At 43.6% G+C, this 21142-nt stretch carries 20 protein-coding genes and 1 tRNA gene; 8 read left to right on the forward strand and 13 right to left on the reverse strand.

Features of this window, described 5'->3' with window-relative positions:
* Positions 1-260 precede the first annotated feature (260 nt).
* The 8 genes from pnp to EXT47_RS12240 all read right to left on the reverse strand — a co-directional run bounded on the left by pnp (position 261) and on the right by EXT47_RS12240 (position 9475).
* Positions 261-2387: a polyribonucleotide nucleotidyltransferase gene (pnp, locus tag EXT47_RS12205; protein ID WP_010370826.1), complete on the reverse strand. Its 2127-nt coding sequence runs from the start codon at positions 2385-2387 to the stop codon at positions 261-263.
* A 224-nt stretch (positions 2388-2611) separates the two neighbouring features.
* The gene (gene rpsO / locus EXT47_RS12210; protein WP_010370825.1) at positions 2612-2881 is read right to left on the reverse strand and encodes a 30S ribosomal protein S15; all 270 of its coding nucleotides are present in this window, start codon (positions 2879-2881) and stop codon (positions 2612-2614) included.
* Positions 2882-2986: 105 nt separating this feature from the next.
* Positions 2987-3934: a tRNA pseudouridine(55) synthase TruB gene (gene truB, locus EXT47_RS12215; protein WP_045961878.1), complete on the reverse strand. Its 948-nt coding sequence runs from the start codon at positions 3932-3934 to the stop codon at positions 2987-2989.
* Positions 3934-4338, reverse strand: coding sequence for a 30S ribosome-binding factor RbfA (gene rbfA / locus EXT47_RS12220; RefSeq protein WP_010370823.1), 405 nt, complete (start codon positions 4336-4338; stop codon positions 3934-3936). Before rbfA ends, truB begins: the two co-directional genes overlap by 1 nt.
* A gap of 82 nt (positions 4339-4420) precedes the next feature.
* Entirely contained in the window at positions 4421-7108 is a 2688-nt protein-coding gene (gene infB, locus EXT47_RS12225) for a translation initiation factor IF-2 (protein ID WP_099030892.1), read from the reverse strand.
* Between the two features lie 25 nt (positions 7109-7133).
* Entirely contained in the window at positions 7134-8633 is a 1500-nt protein-coding gene (gene nusA / locus EXT47_RS12230) for a transcription termination factor NusA (RefSeq protein ID WP_010370820.1), read from the reverse strand.
* Between the two features lie 39 nt (positions 8634-8672).
* Positions 8673-9128 (reverse strand): ribosome maturation factor RimP, encoded by a 456-nt coding sequence (gene rimP / locus EXT47_RS12235; protein ID WP_010370818.1) that lies wholly within the window; start codon positions 9126-9128, stop codon positions 8673-8675.
* 270 nt (positions 9129-9398) lie between these two features.
* Positions 9399-9475, reverse strand: a tRNA-Met gene (locus EXT47_RS12240).
* A 609-nt stretch (positions 9476-10084) separates the two neighbouring features.
* Here EXT47_RS12240 and EXT47_RS12245 point away from each other — a divergent pair.
* From EXT47_RS12245 to EXT47_RS12265, 5 genes are all read left to right on the forward strand, one after another.
* Positions 10085-10864, forward strand: coding sequence for a delta-class carbonic anhydrase (locus EXT47_RS12245; protein ID WP_069020963.1), 780 nt, complete (start codon positions 10085-10087; stop codon positions 10862-10864).
* Between the two features lie 209 nt (positions 10865-11073).
* Positions 11074-11544 (forward strand): hypothetical protein, encoded by a 471-nt coding sequence (locus tag EXT47_RS12250; protein ID WP_130126695.1) that lies wholly within the window; start codon positions 11074-11076, stop codon positions 11542-11544.
* A gap of 148 nt (positions 11545-11692) precedes the next feature.
* Positions 11693-12205 carry a hypothetical protein gene (locus tag EXT47_RS12255; RefSeq protein ID WP_039492194.1) on the forward strand — a complete coding sequence of 171 codons (513 nt, stop codon included), beginning with the start codon at positions 11693-11695 and terminating at the stop codon, positions 12203-12205.
* A gap of 59 nt (positions 12206-12264) precedes the next feature.
* Positions 12265-13569: a DASH family cryptochrome gene (locus EXT47_RS12260; RefSeq protein WP_130126696.1), complete on the forward strand. Its 1305-nt coding sequence runs from the start codon at positions 12265-12267 to the stop codon at positions 13567-13569.
* A complete protein-coding gene (locus EXT47_RS12265) occupies positions 13569-15128 on the forward strand; it encodes a cryptochrome/photolyase family protein (RefSeq protein ID WP_130126697.1) in 1560 nt (519 codons plus the stop codon). Before EXT47_RS12260 ends, EXT47_RS12265 begins: the two co-directional genes overlap by 1 nt.
* A 25-nt stretch (positions 15129-15153) precedes the next feature.
* Here the strand turns inward: EXT47_RS12265 and EXT47_RS12270 are convergent, their stop codons facing one another.
* Positions 15154-15552, reverse strand: coding sequence for a DUF3019 domain-containing protein (locus EXT47_RS12270; protein WP_039492187.1), 399 nt, complete (start codon positions 15550-15552; stop codon positions 15154-15156).
* Positions 15542-16357, reverse strand: coding sequence for a MipA/OmpV family protein (locus EXT47_RS12275; protein ID WP_010370798.1), 816 nt, complete (start codon positions 16355-16357; stop codon positions 15542-15544). The genes EXT47_RS12270 and EXT47_RS12275 overlap by 11 nt, the downstream gene beginning before the upstream one ends.
* A 211-nt stretch (positions 16358-16568) precedes the next feature.
* Between EXT47_RS12275 and EXT47_RS12280 the strand changes: the two genes are divergently transcribed.
* Genes EXT47_RS12280 through EXT47_RS12290 form a run of 3 tightly spaced genes read left to right on the forward strand, consistent with a single transcriptional unit; the run spans position 16569 to position 19275 of the window.
* Positions 16569-17579 carry a phospholipase gene (locus EXT47_RS12280; protein ID WP_130126698.1) on the forward strand — a complete coding sequence of 337 codons (1011 nt, stop codon included), beginning with the start codon at positions 16569-16571 and terminating at the stop codon, positions 17577-17579.
* Positions 17579-18757, forward strand: a complete 1179-nt coding sequence (locus EXT47_RS12285; RefSeq protein WP_130126699.1) for a peptidyl-prolyl cis-trans isomerase — start codon at positions 17579-17581, stop codon at positions 18755-18757. Before EXT47_RS12280 ends, EXT47_RS12285 begins: the two co-directional genes overlap by 1 nt.
* Positions 18754-19275 (forward strand): hypothetical protein, encoded by a 522-nt coding sequence (locus tag EXT47_RS12290; protein WP_039492181.1) that lies wholly within the window; start codon positions 18754-18756, stop codon positions 19273-19275. The genes EXT47_RS12285 and EXT47_RS12290 overlap by 4 nt, the downstream gene beginning before the upstream one ends.
* A gap of 56 nt (positions 19276-19331) precedes the next feature.
* On the opposite strand, the gene EXT47_RS12295 is transcribed toward EXT47_RS12290, so the two are convergent.
* The 3 genes from EXT47_RS12295 to EXT47_RS12305 all read right to left on the reverse strand — a co-directional run bounded on the left by EXT47_RS12295 (position 19332) and on the right by EXT47_RS12305 (position 21033).
* Positions 19332-20000 carry a hypothetical protein gene (locus EXT47_RS12295; protein ID WP_130126700.1) on the reverse strand — a complete coding sequence of 223 codons (669 nt, stop codon included), beginning with the start codon at positions 19998-20000 and terminating at the stop codon, positions 19332-19334.
* A gap of 27 nt (positions 20001-20027) precedes the next feature.
* Positions 20028-20399, reverse strand: coding sequence for an acyltransferase (locus EXT47_RS12300; protein ID WP_130126701.1), 372 nt, complete (start codon positions 20397-20399; stop codon positions 20028-20030).
* A gap of 187 nt (positions 20400-20586) precedes the next feature.
* Positions 20587-21033 (reverse strand): Hsp20 family protein, encoded by a 447-nt coding sequence (locus EXT47_RS12305; RefSeq protein ID WP_010607857.1) that lies wholly within the window; start codon positions 21031-21033, stop codon positions 20587-20589.
* Between the last annotated feature and the right edge of the window lie 109 nt (positions 21034-21142).

Consider the following 21142-nt stretch of genomic DNA (forward strand, 5'->3'; position numbering starts at 1 on the left):
GTTTTAGGGAAAACAAGGCGAATTTACGCACCAATAGCTGGCTATTGGAAGTGAATTCAACGCAGTTAGCGCTAAAACTTTCTGCTAGAAAGGCATTAATTATCCGCAGCTCAGGTTATGTACTATAACTTTGCCTAGTTCTCTATTGACCAGATAAACTCAGTTTTGTTTCATCATTTTGAGTCAAACAGCATTAAAGCATAAAAAAAGGGGCTATTCAGCCCCTTTACACTTCTATTCTATGCAAAGCATTGCAAAGATTACTCAGCGCCTTCTTCTTTAGGCTGCTCAGCTTTTTTCTCTTGTGCTTCTTTGATACTTAAGCGAACACGGCCTTGGCGGTCAACTTCAAGTACTTTAACTTTCACTTCTTGACCAACAGTTAAGTGATCTGAAACGTTATTTACGCGCTCTTCACTGATTTGTGAGATGTGCACTAGACCATCTTTACCAGGAAGTACGTTTACAAACGCACCGAAGTCTACGATACGGATAACTTTACCAGTGTAAAGCGTACCAACTTCAAGCTCTGCTGTAAGCGCTTCGATACGTGAAATAGCAGCTTGTGCGCTATTACCATTCGTTGCAGCGATCTTGATAGTACCGTCGTCTTCAATTTCAATCGTTGTATCTGTTTCTTCAGTAAGCTGGCGAATTGTTGCACCACCTTTACCGATAACTTCAGCAATCTTCTTCGCAGGGATCTTCATCGTGTAGATACGTGGAGCGAACTCAGATAGCTCTTCAGAAGGTGCAGAAATCGCTTGGTCCATCACACCTAGGATGTGTAGACGCGCTGCTTTCGCTTGGCGAAGCGCGATCTGCATGATTTCTTTGGTGATACCTTCAATCTTGATATCCATTTGTAGTGCAGTTACACCGTTTGCTGTACCCGCTACTTTGAAGTCCATATCACCTAAGTGATCTTCGTCACCAAGAATGTCAGAAAGTACAACGAAATCTTCGCCTTCTTTCACTAGACCCATCGCGATACCAGCAACTGACGCTTTAACTGGAACACCAGCGTTCATTAGCGCAAGTGAAGTACCACATACTGATGCCATTGAAGATGAACCGTTTGATTCAGTGATTTCAGATACTACACGTACTGAATATGGGAATTCAGCCAGTGTTGGCATTACTGCCGCAATACCACGCTTAGCTAGGTTACCGTGGCCGATTTCACGACGCTTAGGAGACCCTACAAAACCCGTTTCACCTACACAGAATGGAGGGAAGTTATAGTGAAGCATAAAGTGATGCTTGTGAGTACCAGTTAGGTCGTCTAGCATCTGCGCGTCACGCTCAGTACCAAGGGTTGCTGTTACAAGTGCCTGAGTTTCACCACGAGTAAAGATTGCAGAACCGTGAGTACGTGGCAGTACACCCGTCATCACGTCTAGCGCACGAACCATATCTGGTTCACGACCGTCGATACGTTTTTCGCCAGCAATGATACGGCTACGTACAATTTTCTTCTCAAGTGAGCTGAATGTTTTACCTACCACTTGCTCGTCTAGTGACTCGCCTTCAGCAACTTCAGCGCCTAGCTTTTCAATGACTTCTGCTTTTGCTTCAGAAAGTGCTTCTTTACGTGCAACTTTGTCAGTAATACGGTAAGCATCACCTACTTTTTGCTCTGCAATTGCAGCGACTTTTTCAGCTAGTGTTAAATCTTTTTCAGGTGCTGTCCAATCCCATGCAGCTTTACCAGCTTCAGCACGGAATTCTTCGATTGCTTTGATGATAGCTTGTGATTGCTCGTGACCATATACAACAGCTCCAAGCATTTCTTCTTCAGTTAACACTTCAGCTTCTGATTCAACCATTAGTACTGCGTTTTCAGTACCCGCAACAACTAGGTCAAGCTTACTTGTCTCTAGCTCTTTTAACGTAGGGTTAAGTACGTATTGACCGTCGATGAAACCAACGCGTGCTGCACCTAGCGGGCCATTGAATGGAATGCCTGAGATAGCTAGTGCTGCTGAAGTACCAATCAAAGCAACGATATCAGGTTGGATCTCAGGGTTTACAGAAACCACTGTCGCGATAACCTGAACTTCGTTTACAAAGCCGTCTGGGAAAAGAGGACGAATTGGACGGTCGATTAGACGAGCTGTTAGTGTTTCACCGTCTGAAGGACGACCTTCACGCTTCAAGAAACCACCAGGGATACGACCCGCAGCGTACATTTTTTCTTGGTAGTTAACCGTTAGTGGGAAAAAGTCTTGGCCAGGAGCCGCTTCTCTTCTTCCTACAACAGTAACAAGTACCGAAGTATCACCAATACTAGCAAGTACTGCGCCGTCAGCTTGACGTGCGATAGCACCTGTTTCTAGAGTCACCGTGTGTTGACCTAGTTGAAATTCTTTAATAATTGCTTGCACAATATTTTCCTTACTAAATGGTTTTCAACGTCAACGGGGACCAATCACAGTCTTAAATAAACTCACCATAATTTACTTAAGCACTACAATTGGAAATCCGATTGACGCTTGTTTAAAAGTATTTTTAAACGGCTGTAAGTATACTGATAGAACAGCCACAAAAAAAGGGGCTAATTAGCCCCTTTTTTACTGTTGGATAAATTTCCAACAAGAAATCAAAAATATTAGCGACGTAGGCCAAGCTCTTTGATTAGTGCAGCATAACGGTCAACGCTCTTGCCTTTTAGGTAGTCAAGAAGGTTACGACGTTGGCTAACTTTACGTAGAAGACCACGACGTGAGTGGAAATCTTGCTTGTGGTTAGCGAAGTGACCTTGTAGCTTGTTGATGTCAGCAGTTAGAAGTGCAACTTGTACTTCTGGTGAACCCGTATCACCTTCTGCGCGTGCGAACTTTGCTACGATTTCTGCTTTTTCTTGATTGCTTAGTGACATAATAACTCCAAAATAAGTTTAGTAATGCTTCAGCCGATCACTAATTCAGCCAAAGCGGAAGCTGGCGGATTATACCAGCATAAACTTCCCTTGCATAGGAAGATTTTATTGTGATTCCGGCTGAGCGGAAGATAGCGCGCGTTTTGCTTTCAATAACCCTTGAGGATTACGCTCGCCAATCCCAACAAACTTGCCATCAGCAACCACTTTAACAATACCGTCTGGTAAATTTTCGACAACAACGGTCTGCCCATGACCAAAAGCAACACCTTGCTCAGCGCTAATATCAACAACGCTCAAGTCGACCAAAGCGGTATCCATCGGCAACAATAATTCATCGAGATAAGTCGAAGGCGCAACTTCTTCCGCTTTTGCTTTCTCAAGTAAAGCTTCTAGCTCGACTAAGGTAATCATTTTGTCGCTAGGGTAATGACCAACTTCACTACGGTGTAACATAATGACATGCGCACCACAGCCAAGCTTTTCCCCCAAATCATCGACTATCGTACGAATATAAGTGCCCTTAGACACATGCACCGTCATTTGAATTTGTTGAGTTTGCTCGTCATACTCGTCTAACGTAATACGATAAACATTAATTTTGCGGCATTTTCGCGGTACTTCGATGCCTTCACGGGCATATTTGTATAGCGGTTGGCCCTGATATTTGAGCGCCGAATACATCGAAGGGTACTGATCAGATTCCCCCAAGAAGCTGGCAATTTCTTGCTCTAGCTGCTCAAGTGTTACATTTACTGGTCGCGTTTCAACAATTTCACCATCAGAATCTGATGTCGTCGTGCGCTCACCCAGCTGCGCTCTCACCACGTAGGTTTTATCGGTATCAAGCAAAAACTGGGTAAACTTAGTCGCTTCACCAAAGCAAATTGGCAACATACCTGTTGCCAGCGGATCCAAAGCACCGGTGTGGCCCGCTTTTTGAGCGAAATAAATGCCCTTTGCTTGCTGCAGTGCTTTGTTAGAAGAAATACCTTGCGGTTTATTTAATAACAGAATGCCGTCGATCGCACGGCCTTTGGTGCGACGCGCCATTACTCTTCCTCTTGGTCTTTATCTCCAGACTCAGGACCACGCTTTGCGTTGTCTTCTCTGATCACAGAGTCAACCAAGTTAGAAATACGCATACCTTCCATTAGGGAGTTATCAATAACAAATTTAAGCTCAGGCATGATACGCGCACGGATACGCTTGCCAAGAAGCGAGCGAATATAACCGGTTGCTTCATTCAGAATAGCCGCACTTTGCTTAGTTTTGTCTTCATCACTGGTATTCAGCACTGTAATGAATACTTTTGCATAAGAAAGATCACGTGATACCTCAACAGCTGACACTGTTACCATACCCAATCTTGGATCTTTAATTTCGCGCTGTAGGATCACCGCAATTTCTTTTTGAATTTGCTGTGCTACGCGATCTGTACGAGAAAATTCTCTCATTTTCACCACTTAAAATTTCAAAATCTATGAGATCACAAATGGGGGCTAGTGCCCCCATCTCAAGTATTTTAATAACTTACAATTAAAGCGTACGCTCTACCTGTACAGTTTCAAATACTTCGATTTGGTCACCGACTTTAACGTCGTTGTAGTTCTTAACGCCGATACCACATTCCATACCGTTACGAACTTCAGCAACGTCATCTTTAAAGCGACGAAGTGACTCAAGTTCACCTTCGTAGATAACCACGTTATCACGAAGTACACGGATTGGCGCGCTACGTTTAACCACACCTTCAGTTACCATACAACCTGCAACAGCGCCGATCTTAGGCGACTTGAACACGTCACGAACTTCAGCAAGACCAATGATCTCTTGCTTAAATTCTGGTGCAAGCATACCTGTCATTGCTTGTTTCACTTCTTCGATTAGGTCGTAGATAACGCTGTAGTAGCGTAAGTCTAGGTTCTCAGCTTCAATAACTTTACGAGCAGAAGCATCCGCACGTACGTTAAAGCCAACGATGATAGCGTTAGAAGCCGCTGCAAGCGTTGCATCCGTTTCAGTGATACCACCAACACCTGAACCTACTATCTTCACTTTTACTTCATCTGTAGATAGTTTAGTCAATGAATCAGCGATTGCTTCGATAGAACCTTGAACGTCTGCTTTTAGAACGATGTTCACTTCAGATACGTCGCCTTCAGTCATGTTAGAGAACATGTTCTCAAGCTTCGCTTTCTGCTGACGAGCAAGCTTCACTTCGCGGAACTTACCTTGACGGTATAGTGCCACTTCACGTGCTTTACGCTCATCACGAACTACTGTCGCTTCGTCACCAGCTGCTGGTACGCCAGAAAGACCTAAGATCTCTACTGGAATTGAAGGACCTGCGGTTTTGATGTCTTTACCGTTTTCGTCTTTCATCGCACGAACACGGCCATATTCAAGACCACAAAGTACGATATCACCTTGGTTTAAGGTACCTGATTGAACAAGTACAGAAGCAATCGGACCGCGACCTTTATCAAGGCGAGATTCGATTACCACACCTGATGCCATACCTTCTTCAGAAGCTCGTAGCTCTAATAGCTCAGACTGCATTAGGATTGCTTCTAGTAGCTCATCAATACCAAGACCAGTCTTAGCTGAAATATGAACAAACTGCGTTTCACCGCCCCAGTCCTCTGGGATTACGTCTAGTTGAGCAAGCTCATTCTTAACGCGGTCAGGGTCAATGCCCTCTTTATCCATTTTGTTCACAGCAACGATAAGTGGTACTTCTGCCGCTTTCGCGTGTTGTACCGCTTCTTTCGTCTGAGGCATTACACCATCGTCCGCTGCAACAACAAGTACAACGATATCGGTTGCTTTCGCACCACGAGCACGCATTGACGTAAACGCCGCGTGTCCAGGAGTATCTAGGAAAGTGATCATGCCACCTTCAGTCTCAACATGGTATGCACCGATATGCTGAGTAATACCGCCGGCCTCGCCGTCTGCAACTTTCGCTTTACGAATGTAGTCAAGTGTTGACGTTTTACCGTGGTCAACGTGACCCATTACTGTTACTACTGGTGCACGAGGCTCAAGAGAACCATCTTCGCTGCGGTCATTTAGTACTTTTTCTTCTAGCTCGTTTTCTTTCACTAGAATGACTTTGTGACCCATTTCTTCAGCAACTAGCTGTGCAGTTTCTTGATCGATAACTTGGTTAATCGTAACCATGTCACCCATCTTCATCATTGTCTTAACAACTTCAGCGCCTTTAACAGCCATACGAGAAGCAAGCTCTGCAACAGTGATTGTTTCACTGATACGTACTTCTTGTTTCACTTCTGCCGCTGGCTTTTGGAAACCATGCTGTAACGAAGTTGGCGCTTTTAAGCGACCTTTTTTGCCTTTCAGCTTCTTCGCATTCGCTTCTGCAGCTTCTTCTTTCGCACTTGGCTTTCTCTTCTTCTTACGACGTGCGCTTTTCTCTTCACGTGCATCAGATTCATCTTCCGCTTCACGAGCGTAAGTAGAAGTTGTTAGGTGGTGATCAGCACTTTCTTCACGACGAAGACGCTCTTCTTCTTCCGCCTTCCAACGTGCTTCATTTTCTTCAGCTAGACGACGAGCTTCTTCCGCTTGACGTTTTGCTTCTTCTTCTGCCTTTTTCAGGGCTGCCGCTTCTGCTTCTTGACGCAGACGCTCAGCTTCTTGACGTTCTTTAATTTGTTGCGCGCTATCCACTTCTTTACTCTGCTTATCTTTGGCTTGACGTTCAGCATCCGCTTGTCGCTTCGCCTCTTCTTTAGCTTTGCGCTCGGCTTCCTCATCGGCCTTGCGTTCCGCTTCTTCGCGCGCGTTGCGCTCAGCTTCAACTTTGGCCTGTTGCTCTGCTTGTTGCTGAGCCATTAACTCTGCTTCTTTGCGCGCAGCTTCCTCTGCAGCTAAGCGTTCTTGCTCTTTCTGCTGCTCGATTGCGCTCTTTTTAACGTAAGTGCGCTTCTTACGGACTTCTACAGATACAGACTTCGCTTTACCAGATGAGTTAACACTTAACGTGCTTTTACTCTTACGCTGTAGAGTCATACGCTCAGGGCCGGTTGAACCAGTGCCACCGTGTTGCTTGCTTAGGTGATCAAGCAACGTCGCCTTTTCGGATTCAGTAACTTGGTCGCCCTCGGCTTTGGTGATCCCTGCATCTTTTAACTGTTGTAGTAATTTATCAACAGTTGTACCAATACTCTCGGCTAGTTTGTTAATGCTCACTTCTGCCATACGTGATGTTACCTCCGTTAATAAATTACTCTTCGCTGAACCAGCAAATGTTACGTGCAGCCATGATTAACTCACCAGCTTGCTCTTCTGATAACTCAGAAATTTCAACTAAGTCATCAATACCTTGCTCTGCAAGGTCTTCAAGTGTAACGATACCTTTGCTAGCAAAAACAAAAGCGGTATGACGCTCAAGTCCTTCAAGTGCTAGTAGGTCTTCTGCAGGTTCTGCATTTTCTAGACTTTCTTCATCGCGAAGTGCTTTCGTAGTCAGCGCATCTTTTGCACGGTTACGTAACTCTTCAACGGTTTCTTCGTCTAGACCGTCGATTTCTAAAAATTCAGCTACTGGCACATAAGCCACTTCTTCAAGTGAAGAGAAGCCTTCGTTAATCAGTAATGTTGCAAAATCATCGTCGATGTCTAGATTTTCAGTGAATAGATTAACCAATTTATCTGATTCTTCCGAGCTCTTACGCTCCATCTCTTCCACTGTCATTACGTTTAGTTCCCAACCAGTAAGTTGGCTAGCTAAACGCACGTTTTGACCATTACGACCAATCGCTTGCGCTAGGTTGTCAGCTTCAACTGCAATTTCCATCGTGCGTGTATCTTCATCCATTACGATTGAAGCTACTTCAGCCGGTGCCATTGCGTTGATCACGAACTGTGCAGGGTTATCATCGTAAAGTACGATGTCAACACGCTCACCACCAAGCTCTGAAGACACAGCTTGTACACGTGCGCCACGCATACCAACACACGCACCTACAGGGTCAATACGCTTGTCGTTTGATTTTACAGCGATTTTAGCACGAGAACCAGGGTCACGTGCCGCGCCTCTAAGCTCAATCATTTCTTCGCCAATTTCCGGAACTTCAATACGGAATAGTTCCATCAACATTTCAGGCTTAGAACGCGTAACAAATAGCTGTGCACCACGCGCTTCAGGCTTCACTTCATAAAGTAGGCCACGTACACGGTCACCCGGACGGAAGCTTTCGCGTGGTAGCATGTCTTCACGGTAAATTACCGCTTCAGCATTGTTACCAAGGTCGATAACGATAGCGTCACGCGTTGCTTTTTTAACAACACCTGTCACTAGCTCGCCTTTTTGATCTTTATATGCATCAACAACTAATGCGCGCTCAGCTTCACGTACTTTTTGTACGATTACCTGTTTCGCCATCTGTGTGGTGATACGGTCAAATTTAATTGATTCGATCTGCTCTTCAACGTAATCACCTAATTGAATGTCAGGCTCATCAACTTGCGCCGCTTCAAACGTGATTTCCGCATATGGATTCTCTAGTGAACCGTCTTCTTGTGGTTCAACCGCTTTCCAACGACGAAAAGTATCGTACTCGCCCGTTTTACGGTCGATAGTAACGCGTACTTCGATTTCACCGCCGTGCTTCTTTTTTGTTGCTGTCGCTAGTGCGAACTCTAATGCTTCAAAAATCTTTTCTCTTGGGACCGCTTTTTCATTGGAAACAGCTTCTGCCACCAACAATATTTCTTTTGCCATAGGTAATGCCTCGCTTGCCCTTGTCCTTCGCACTCAAAGTTAGAATTTTGCGATGATATTGGCACGCTCAATGTTGCTCAACATCAAGATGAAATCCTGAGCGTCAACTTTTAACGTGATCATATCGCCATTAACTGCTACTAAGTCGCCTTTAAAATTACGGCGACCTTCTTGCGGAAGTTTAGTACGCAAACGTACTTCCTCTCCCACTGCTGCCTCATAGTGAGCTTGTTTGAATAATGGTCTGTCAACACCAGGAGAAGATACTTCCAAACTATATTCGTTCGTAATCGGGTCTTCGACATCTAAAATTGCACTAACTTGACGACTCACTTCCGCACAGTCATCTACATTAATGCCGTTTTCATGATCGATATATACACGAAGTGTAGAATGACGACCAGCTTGCACAAACTCAAGACCGAGTAATTCAAAGCCACACGCAGCAACTGCAGGCTCCAACATTTCAGTCAAATCTTGCTCGAGTTTTGACACAGAACTCCTCCATACAAACAAAAAAAGGGCCTAAAGCCCCAAATCATAGCTGCTTGATCTTGGGCTCAGAATACACCTTGCGCCAGATACAACAACGCCCCGAACCAAGCGGGGCGTCACACGAATAACAAACTGTGTGGCCAAAGGCCGTGCTTGGTTTGCGAGCTATCTCAGCCAAATTAATCATCAACTTAAACAAAAAAGCCGATGCTTAAACGCAAAACGCGCATTACAAGGAATGCGCGAAATCAAAGAACTCAATCTTTAACTTGGTTGCGGGAGCCGGATTTGAACCGACGACCTTCGGGTTATGAGCCCGACGAGCTACCAGGCTGCTCCATCCCGCGCCAACACATAAAATTGTTTTACTTCTACTTTTCAAAGAAGTGGTAACCGGATTTGAACCGACGACCTTCGGCACTTTACCAAATCAAGCGCCCGACCATCTATCGAGCAACTCCATTCTACACCGAAACATAAAATTGTTTTACTTCTACTTTTCAAAGAAGTGGCAATCGGATTTGAACCGACGACCTTCGGCACTTTACCAAATCAAGCACCCGACCATCTATCGAGCAACTCCATTCTACACCGAAACATAAAATTGTTTTACTTCTACTTTTCAAAGAAGTGACATCTCAAAAATGCCATTTGAATGGGCGATGTATTGCCCATGCTTAAAGCCAATTATACTGAAAAACGAAAGTTTCAGTCCGATTGACTAAATATGCTGCGTATTATAAAGACAGTATGCCTAGATAGCAACCTTGATTTAGAACTATCTTTTGACGTTTCAGCTCGTTGCTGAGATGTAATCAGGTATTTTACTTTTCACATACAACACCGTGACACCAAGCTCATCGGTCCAGTTTCGTCTCCTTCCATTTTTTGTAACAAAAAAGAAATATTTGATCCATAATTGGGGACAGAAAAATCACGAAAGAAAGGAAAACCAAATGAGAACGGTTATAAAATCAAGCAAATTGACAGCGCTGTCTATATTTAGCTTTGAAGCGTTTGCAGCGCAATGTGAATCAGCAGGACCACAAACACCGAGAGATATTGATAGTTTGCAGGGTCACAACAAACGGGTTTTTGCTATGGCTCCACCAAAAGAAAAACTCAACCTATGTAACATCCACTTTCATAAAAATGCGGAACATAAAGCCAAAGACTTCTCTGTCGTTTCCAATGACCCGAAGTATGGTGGATTCCAATGTAATGCAACTGCAAGCCTCACCCCTGCGGAACTTGCTCCTGTAGAAGATAAAGTATGTAACAACGTAAAGCCCGGCGATACAATTGAAGTACACTGGGTTCATAGCTCTTGTGATGTAAAACCAGGCCCGACACTCGGTGCTTGCTTAAATGACAGCTGCGCCAACCCTGATCTACGCGTCGAAACTCAGGTGTTTTTAGTGGTTAATGATGAAAATGCGCAAGACTTCACTGAGCTCGATTATCAAGGCCAAGTTGGCGGCTACCATCAAGCCGGTGCTCTACCAAGCAATACCGGCACACCAGTTGAGTTTTTAGGTTCAACCACAGGACCTAGCTATAACAACCAACAGTGCTCACCTTTACAGGTAAGCTGGAGTGTACGCCCAAGCTGTGCCAAAGTTGATATAAATAGTCTCGCGCGTTGGTGTAAAGACAATGATTTTGAAGAGGACCATGCGCATGGCATTCGTAAACTCGTGACAGATCCACAGTTACTTTCACCAATTAAGCACTAATATTTTTAAATCAATGTGGGCCGTTGCTCAATATCGGCCTACTTTAGCTAGGTCCAGCATATTGAAATTCAATTAATTATTGCAATGTAAGAAAAATCTCACAAAAAAATATTAAAAAGTCTCGCATTTAAAAAAAACAGCTATACTCAGACTTAGGCTATTTGTTTTTGAGCAAAGGATCCGCTCTTCATCAGTTTGAAGAGGCGTCTATGAGCATTACTCCCTATCAATATCAACTTTTAACTCAAACGCTTGCGAGTATTCGTCCGAATTTCCATGGCTTTTGCACTTCTTGGTACAACCAAATTCAACATTACGATTTGCGCATGCAAATTCCAACAAATGTGGGACAACTCATAATCTGGGAGCATCAAATATTTGATTTTGTGCAAAATTGTGTGATGCGTATCCCACAGCAGTCAAACTTATTACATTATCTGCAAAAAAAACGCGGTACGCTGTTATTTATGGGAACGTCAGAAAAAGATATCAGTGTCTTGTTGTTTACCTTTACAGCAACGCTAAAAAGTCATCTTGGCAGGCATTTTACCACAGCAGCAAAAAACGCTTGGAACAAAGCACTGTTACTCATCGAAAATATGCTGCGCTTTGAATTATTCAAGAAAACGAATATCGTTGGTCTACAGGAGTTCAAAAGAGCGCAGCAACAAGCAAACTAACTTGAGCAGCTAAACGAAGAGACAACGGCAGCCACTAAACATTACTCTAAGATCAAAGTCATGCAGAGCTTACAAAACCAAACTCTGCGTGACTTCTGGCCCTTAGCTATTTAGACTTTCACAAAATCTTTATATAGGAAGTGATAAAATGCTAAGAGCGATTGCCTTTGCGTCTACTATGGTCGTTTCACTTACCGCATGCGATATGCTGGAAGACTCTAAAGCCCAAATCGAGGCACAATATTTATCTGAACATCAAGAGCTACAACAAGTGGTTGAGCAGATCCGTGATAAAGGAATTGAGTCAGTACAAGCATCAGCAGAAGTTGGCAGTGTTGCAGCTTGCGTTGCAAATAATCTAGATGCCGATCCGATGGGCGCGCTTATTGCGGTTGAAGGCGCATTGCAAGACAGTGCAAATTTAAGCGACCTACTCAACTCTATTTCTCGCCTAAGCCAACAGGAAATTTCCATCGAACAATTTCCTGATTTGCTTCAGCAAGGTGCTGATACAGTTAGATATTTAAGAACTTTGCTCGAGCAGTATGATTTGGCGGAGCTAAAACAGCAAGCGAGCAACTTACTTGAGCGAGGCCAAACCAAAACACAAGACGTTGGTGCTCACTTGCGTACACTTATAGAATCTTGCCAAACTAACTGAGCAGTTTAGCTGATTGTTACGTATAGAGTCTTATTCGTTCATGACTGTTAAGAATAAACGTGAAAGTAGGACTCTATTTATTTGAAAACGACTGCCGCCTTAGTGATAATCCCGCACTTACAACGCTGGCGTCTCAAGTCGACACACTCATCTGCATTTATCTACCTACTGTAAACCTATGGACGGCTCGCAAAGCGCAGTGCTCACCTTCTTTTGCTGCCGAATGTTATCGCAATCAGACGCTCAATGCCTTACATCAATCACTAGTTTCACAACAACAGAAGCTGTATCTGTTGCGTGACACAGCTCAGCTCAAAGCACTGACTGAGATTATTCATACACAGCAGGTAACTCATATCGGTCGCACTGTTCATCCAGGATTCGATGAACAAAAGCTTTGGTTAAAATTACAAGATAATTTCCCACACATTCAATACATTAGTGCTTATTCAAACACCCTTTTTGAGCCAAACTCACTACCAATCAGCGCCAGTGAACTACCACCGAGCTTTACACCATTTCGCAAAGCTGTAGAGGAAGTTGAACCTAATTCACCTATTGCAACCGCGCAGCTTCCACCAAAACCGAATCGGATACCAGAGTTAGCTGAATTTAAAGCAAACTCTTCATACAGTATCAAAGTAGCCGCCGGTGAAGCGCAAGCTCAGCAGCAGCTACAACAATACTTCCAAACGGACGCGGCTCTCACATACAAAGAAACCCGAAACGCCTTGTTCGGTGAGCATTTTTCCACTCGGTTTAGTCCAATACTTGCCTATGGCGCTATCAGTCCTAGACAGATCAAGCAAGCACTTACTCAATTTGAGCAGCAAAGAGGCGCAAATGAATCAACCTATTGGATTTGGTTTGAACTGTTGTGGCGTGAGTACTTTCATTGGTATGCCCTCAAACATCAACACAGGCTATTTTGCTTTTCAGGCGTCAAAACCAAAACACCAAAAACCAGTTTCTATCCAGAGCGCTTTTTAAAGTGGTGCCAAGGCCGCACGCCCAGCGCACTGGTCAATGCCATTATGCATGAATTGACTAAAACCGGCTGGATTTCCAACAGAGCGAGGCAAATAGCTGCGAGCTACTGTGTTAATGAGTTACAGCTAGATTGGCGTTGTGGTGCCGCTTTTTTCGAGCAACATCTTATCGATTACGACGTCGCGGCAAATTGGGGAAATTGGCAGTATATCGCTGGTGTTGGGGCAGATCCTCGTGGCGGTCGCCATTTCAATATCACAAAGCAACAAGCACTATTCGACCCAGATGGTGAATATATAAAATTATGGCAAGGAGAAGCCACTCCACAACTCGACAGCCAAGATCATGTTGGTTGGCCTTTGGAGGATAACTAATGGCACAACAAAAATCTCAATATAAAGGCCTCAGATTAGTTCTTGGCGACCAACTCAATGCCAAACATAGTTGGTTTGCTGACGATAAAGCCGAGTATCTTTATCTGATAGCAGAACTCAAACAAGAGGCCGACTACACCAAACATCACATACAAAAAGTGTGTGCTTTCTTCAAAGCCATGGAGAATTTTGCCGTTGCGCTGGATAAAGCTGGATTCCATGTGCTACATCTCACCCTCGATGAGACGCAGGACTATTCGGATCTCCCCGCTTTAATTGCGCATTTATGTGATAAATATCAGGTGTCTAGTTTTGACTATCAAAGACCGGATGAATATCGCTTACTGAAGCAAATGATGGAATTAACACTCGACCAGTTACAGGTTCGCTGCTTTGACACTGAGCATTTTTTAGTCCCTTATGAAGAGCTGGATGACTACTTAACGCCAGGAAAACACACTACAATGGAGTTTTTCTATCGCAAGCTCAGACGCCGTTTTAATGTATTAATGGATGACAGTGAGCCGCTTGGCAAGCAATGGAATTTCGATAGTCAAAACCGTAACAAGCTCAAGCAAAAAGACATCGACGCTATCCCACAATCGCTTTGTTTTGCCAACGATGTTAGTGACATTTTAAAGCGGATTAAGCGGCATAAAGTAAAGACCATTGGCAACAGCGAAGAATCATTGCGATGGCCGACTACCCGTGCGCAAGCTCAAGATCTTTTGGCCTTTTTCTGTGAACACCTATTGCCTTCGTTCGGTCAATTTCAAGATGCAATGACCTGTAAAAGTGACGATAAATGGACACTGTATCACTCACGACTCTCTTTTGCCCTCAACGCAAAAATGCTTCACCCCAAACACGTTATCGACAGTGCTATCGCAGCATACCAAGACAACTCACAAATTGATATTGCACAGATTGAGGGGTTTGTAAGGCAAATATTAGGCTGGCGAGAGTATATCCGAGCTGTTTACTGGCTCAATATGCCAGACTACCGCCATAAAAATTACTTGCTTGCCCAGCGCAATCTACCAAGCTATTTTTGGCATGGAAAAACGAAGATGCGCTGCCTCAGTGAAGCCATCAACCAAAGCCTGGATTACGCCTACGCTCACCATATTCAACGATTAATGGTCACGGGAAATTTTTGCCTGTTGACCGGAATTCACCCAGATCAAGTAGATGAATGGTATTTAGGTATATATATCGACGCCATTGAATGGGTAGAAATGCCGAACACCAGAGGCATGACACAATTTGCTGATCACGGCATAGTAGCAACCAAACCCTACGCTGCAAGCGGTAACTACATGCAAAAAATGAGTGATTATTGTCAGCATTGTCACTACGACGTCAAGCAAAAATCTAGTGATGATGCCTGCCCACTAAACAGCCTCTATTGGCATTTTATGCACCGCCATGAGGATAAGTTTGCCAACAACCACCGGATTGGCATGATCTATCGAAATTGGCAAAAACAAGATGAGAAAACACGGCAGGAAGTGCTCACAAGGGCACAATGGTGCTTAGATAACATTGAGCAACTTTAGGCTACGCTCGGACGTAGCCTAAACATTAAAAGAGGCGCCAACGCCTTTTTTTGGTTTTTACTTTGTGAACCCAGTTCACCTCAATAGTGGTCACTGCTAGCACATCTCGAGACTGCTTTGAGATAAGCTCATAGCTCAAACTCTCATCAGAGCTAAAGTCTAACTCATATTTAAAAGTATCCGCTTTGGCCCAACACTGGAGGATCTTTTTCGACAAACTCTCTCGAATGCAATAGTCACCTTCAGTTGGTGCATTTACCGTTACTTTGACGTCAGCATAGCAAGTCCTCCCCTGGTTCAGGGCAACACACTTGCTCGGTACAGCATGAAGTATTCCCACTGAGTTAGTTTCTTCGGCGCGGAGCTGGTGGCTCCACAAGACCCCTAGAAACAACACTGTCCATGTGATTAATTTAGAATACATATTTCACCCCAGTAAAGAATACTCTGGCGTGGCGAGAGCGAACTAAGGGGCTATCTAACGTATCTTGAGAACCAACTAACCATGATGCGCCTGCGCTAAACACCCAATCTTCTGCAATTGGATAATTTAGTTGCATTTGTACGAACGCCGAGGCCGAAGCTCCGGGTTTATAGGGAGTCAAATAGTCATTGACTTCATCCTCTGAAACACCATAGAAGTAATTATGAAAATTACTAGAATAATAGTTAGCGCCAAAGTTAAGCCATAAATCCCAGTTCCTCAATTCAAAGTTACGTGTCGCTTCGAGGTGAAAAACCCAACCGTTTGTGTCACCAAAAACATCGTAGACTATTTCAGCAACGGCAAGAAATTCACCGACATGGCGATAATAGGAAAAGCCTAAAGAATTATCTTGATCGCGTTTACGAATGCCTCTTAGCTCAGGTACCACATCGTCGGTATCGTAGTAACCACGTTCAGAAAAAGGCAACATATAACTGCCATAAATGGCATCAATTCCCCATTCACCATTGTTGATAATTTGGTAACCAACATCCGAGCCACCAAAGAAATCTCCTGAGTGGGTATTCAAGTAAAAACTTTTATATTCTATTTTTGCATCGACTAGAAAAGTACCATGTTTGAATGTCGAGTCCGTGCCAATCAAAGCTGGCATTGTCATATCAACGTAAAAGGCACCAACACTCAGCTGCCAAGCAAACTCGTCATCAAGCTCGTCACTTTGTTCTTCGCAAATTCCATAAAACGGTAACAATAAACTGATTATTATAAGTAGTTTTTTCATAGTTCCATTCGTTTAGCGCAGGTGTGCCTAAATTCTCCCCGAGATCATACCTGACCCATTTGTGACCAACAAGCATCTTCTCTAATTTTTAACCCATACATAATTTAACTTTATTTTAATAAATATTTCACATAAATTATTTTAAATAGCGCACTTTGCTTTAAGCAGAAAAATTCGCGTTCACATAAATTAAAATCAATAGAGGCAATTCATGAAAAAATATTTACTCCCTTTGGCGCTAATAGTCGCTGCAGGTCAAAGCCACGCATTTAGTCAAGAAACACATAAGCGTATCGTAATCGACGCTGTGAACTACATGGCGCAAAACCCGACAACAACACAATATGCAAAGCTACAAGCCTACGCACAAGCTAACGGTATGTCTGTATCTGCGCTTGCCAACTTACTAGGCCAAGCGGCTTATGACGTCGATGATTTTGAAGATACGTTTTTTTGTGGTGCCATTACGGGTGACTGTGTACAGGCACCTCTTTGGGGTGCTGCTGAAAGCATCGTGAAATACACCAGTTACTGGCACTTCCAAAACCATACTCAAGGAGCTGATACTCACGGCAATGACTTCGGTGGTTATAACTATCAAAAGTTAACCGTGTGGGGCTCTGTTGATACGATGGCGGCGACTTGGCTAAAAGGCGATTATTTAGACGATGGTCATGGCGGCGAAACTGGATGGTTTAGTGCTGATGACACTGAATACGATAGTTATGGGATAACAGAAAAGCACTATCGTATTGATAGTCACTCAACTTACAGCATGTATGATGACTTTGAAGAAATGCCTTTTCAACCGATTGACAACTTAGGTCAGTATTGGTACCAAAGTTATGTGCAAAGCGGGAACCCACAAGTACTCGGTTTTGTATTTCACACCACGGATTTACTTCAACCACACCATACTTGGACAACATCAGATCTAAATCATGCTGGCTGGGAGTCTTGGGTGAAAGACTATTATGATCAAGAATCATTAAATGACTTTACTTTGGTCAAGCAAGCAATGAATAGTTTTAGTGCAGTTGATACTAACTCAACAGACATCCGCCCACTACTAACGCAAGGTGGCGCTTTCTCCTACTCACAAGGTGGTATCGTATTGAACTCTGAGGATCATTACGATCGCGTAAATACAGGAAAACAAGTGATCCCACATGCGATAGCTATGGTGGTTCACTTACTTAATCACGCGATGGACGTGAGATAATGCGATTTGTTTTACTTTTCTTGGTAAGCAGTTTTTGCTTACCAAGCTTTGCCTCACCAAGTATACCTAAAGCCCTGACGCCTTTGGTTCACCAACTCTACCTTGAGCAAGGCCGAACACTATCTAAAAAGCAAACTACAGCGCAGTTACTTGAAAACCAGTTCTTACTATTCCAAGCGAAGCACCTTAACCCAAGTATTTTGGAGCGCCAATCTAACGTTGGTTTCAGCACCCAATATCACGTCGATAAGTTTCTCGCAAGCTCACTCTTACATTGGTTCCCGGCACTTTCTCAGCTTGAAAAAAAACACTACCCTTTGGTATTTGATAAGGATCAGATGCTGTCTTTACTAGGACAGTACCCCGCTGATGGGCAATACCCTGCTGAGCAATTACTCAAATGGCAACAGCTGCAACTAACAAAATCAGCGCCACTGACACTTGCTCAAGTATTACATAGCCAATCAATGCAAAACCGCTTTAAACTTCACCAGGGAGAACTCGCGTTACTGCAAGCTATTGTCAATCAACATCTCAATCAACAGGCGCTATTTACCGCCGCAAAACCTTATGTTGCTAAGCAAGGCCTGACAATAGAACAGTTACGACAAGTGGTAACCGCAGAACTATTGAGGCCGAGCATGTTGGCATTTCTTGGTGTTAAGGAAGAGATGCATGGTGCAACGAGCCAGTATGTTGATACCCTAAGAAGTGAAATTCCAGAAAGTGCTATCGCGAAGTATTATGAGCGTCATAAGAAGCGGTTTAAATACATCAAGCAAGTCAGTGCGAGCGCAGCGAAATTTCCCGAACAAAAAGCCGCACAGCAATTTAATGATTATGCAAATGCACACTCATGGCAACAAGCCGTCGCTAAATATACCCCGATATTAATATGGCAGGCTCAACTCACTCCGCTGACCCGCCAAAGCACGCCGAAATGGGAAACACAGCTGGCGTTTAGTAATCAACAAGGCAAGATAACGCCTAGTATTCGCACGCCAAGTGGCGAATGGCTGGTATTGTATAGCCAGTCACCGATATATGATTATTACGATGTGAAAAGTGAAACAGTACGCTACCAAGCACTGCGGGCACTGACCCAAGAGTTTGCTCAGCACAAATTCGAGCAAGATTATATGGCTTGGAAAACGGCAAACAGCGGAGCGGTAATATGAAGTATTGGCAAGCATTGATTGTCATATTCCTTGGGGCTGTGATAGCTGGATTCACACTGCGTTTTGCCAACATAGGTTGGCAAAACCCCACATATAATCCCCCTTCACAGACAAAGCCTGAGCAGCAGAAAAGAACTGAAACGTTAATCACGCCAATCAATACTTATGCTCCTATCAAACCAAATGCCGAGACCTCACCCAAAGCCGTTAAGCCAATCACGGAGCCTGAATATCTGCCGCCAATAAACCAAGCTGAAAAGCAAATGGATGATTTTCAGGGCGATTTGTCGGATACCGAAGCTTACCAAGCGTATTTGGATCAAAAAGACGCCAAGCTAAAACAACAGTATATTGCGGCCGTCGATGGTAAAGTAGCGCAAATAGAAGCACTGCTAGCACGTGGGGTTAAAGAGGGATTACCACAACAACAGTTACAAGAGGCAAGAGACAAAATCACGGCACTTAAAGACATGCAAAGTAAACTACGTACTGAATTGAGCGAACGTGATAGCAAATAAAATTAGGCCGCGGCTCCTCTTGCGTCTCCCATGCGCTCAGTCACAGAACAAAACCATTAACGTACCTGCAGCTGAACCTTGCCGCTAGCCACATTAGGGTTTTTCATCACCGCATTGAGGACGACATCTTGTTGTCCTCCGTGATAATAGCTAATAATTTCTTCTAGCACTGTTTTGGGAGTACTTGGATTCATCGCAAGTGCTAAGTGCGTAGCAAAGTCTCGTTTTAGACTCAAATAAGTTAGCGTGTTTGGTGCCGTCGCGGGGTTTTGTGCAACCGCAAGATCTATCACATCGCCACTTTCAGGCAGATAAGAAACCAACGCTTCGAGTTGCTGAGCTGAAGTGTGGCTGTCTTTGGCTTGTTTTAACACTAAAATATGTTGATTCATGTGTAATAAGATATAAATCGCAATGCTGACAACACCTCCCCAAAGCACTAAGTGTGTATATTTGATGCTTAGAACTAAGCCATCGACATGTAAATCATGACGGACAGCATGCATTTTCAAAAAGAAATAGCTAAAAATGATACTGAATAGAAAAACCAACAAGCTATAAATTAGCATCGCGTTTACGCCAGTATCTTGCGAAAAGGGAGAAAATTGCACTTGGTGATGAAATTGCGCAGACATGTGAAACAACAAAGTATAAAACCCACCTGCGATAAGTAACGATAACCCTCCTGATTTCAATAACAATATCAGCTTATCTTTTAGTTCCATTCTTCATCTCAACGCAATATTTTTCTTCTACCATACAAGTAACTCGCTAAAAAAACTACTTAGATAAAAACTAAATACAATGATCGAGCCGTTAAACAAAGATGCAATGAGAAAGTGCTGATTCGGATAACAATATCCCGTCACTTTAAATCCAAGCGCAACAACCCCGAGTACAGCAAAGAATGGGGTAAATGTAAAAATAGCTTCTCCCACTACTAATCCAACAATAACGTCATGCAATGCGCCGCTCACGATAAAAGTAAACCAATAACCAAGTTTTTCCCCCACTTTCGCTGCACATGGACGAAATACGAAGCGCGCCAAGTAATAACTCCAGATAGGATTCCAATAAACCCAGAAGCCATCGAAAGACTGAGCGCCGAAAGCGCGCCGTAGCATATTTCCTAGTGACTGACTATGACCCAGTGGTACACCATTTCGTCTTTTTACGTATTGTCTTAGTCCTAGTTTCATTTTCTGGGGGATAACAAGTGAGGCATAACTTTACTAATAACAAATGCTTTGTATTTAGGCAAAAAAAGCCGCCTGACGGCGGCGAGTTGGAAATCAATAAATTAGATTGATATTACTTGCTTTCAAGCAAGTTGCCCGAGCCAATCTCTATTTTTCTTGGCTTCAGTGCTTCTGGGATCTCACGCTCGAGGTCAATAACCAGTAAGCCGTGCGCTAAGTCTGCGCCTAATACTTTGACGTGATCACCAAGTTGGAATTTGCGCTCGAATCCGCGTTCGGCGATCCCTTGATGAATAAATTTACGCTCGTTGGCTTCTTCAGTCGCTTGCTTTTGCCCCTTTACGGTCAACGTATTGTTTTCTGATTCCAGTGTTAGCTCTTGCTCGGTAAACCCTGCAACAGCCATGGTAATTTGGTACTTGTCTTTACCTAGCGCTTCGATGTTGTATGGTGGATAGCTAGGTTGTTTATCTGTTCTTGCAGCAGCATCCATCATAGAAGCTAAATGATCAAAGCCGATAAATGAACGATATAATGGTGATAAATCTACTGTACGCATAATTTTGTATCCTCTTAAAGCTATACATAGGTGCTCACTCTTCAAAAAGAACCAATAAGCACTTTTAAAACAAATAGTTATTTAATTTATGAGGCCCTGTCGGCGTCCT

It is taken from the genome of Pseudoalteromonas sp. CO342X (genome assembly GCF_004208915.1).
In the GTDB taxonomy this organism is placed as follows: domain Bacteria; phylum Pseudomonadota; class Gammaproteobacteria; order Enterobacterales; family Alteromonadaceae; genus Pseudoalteromonas; species Pseudoalteromonas maricaloris.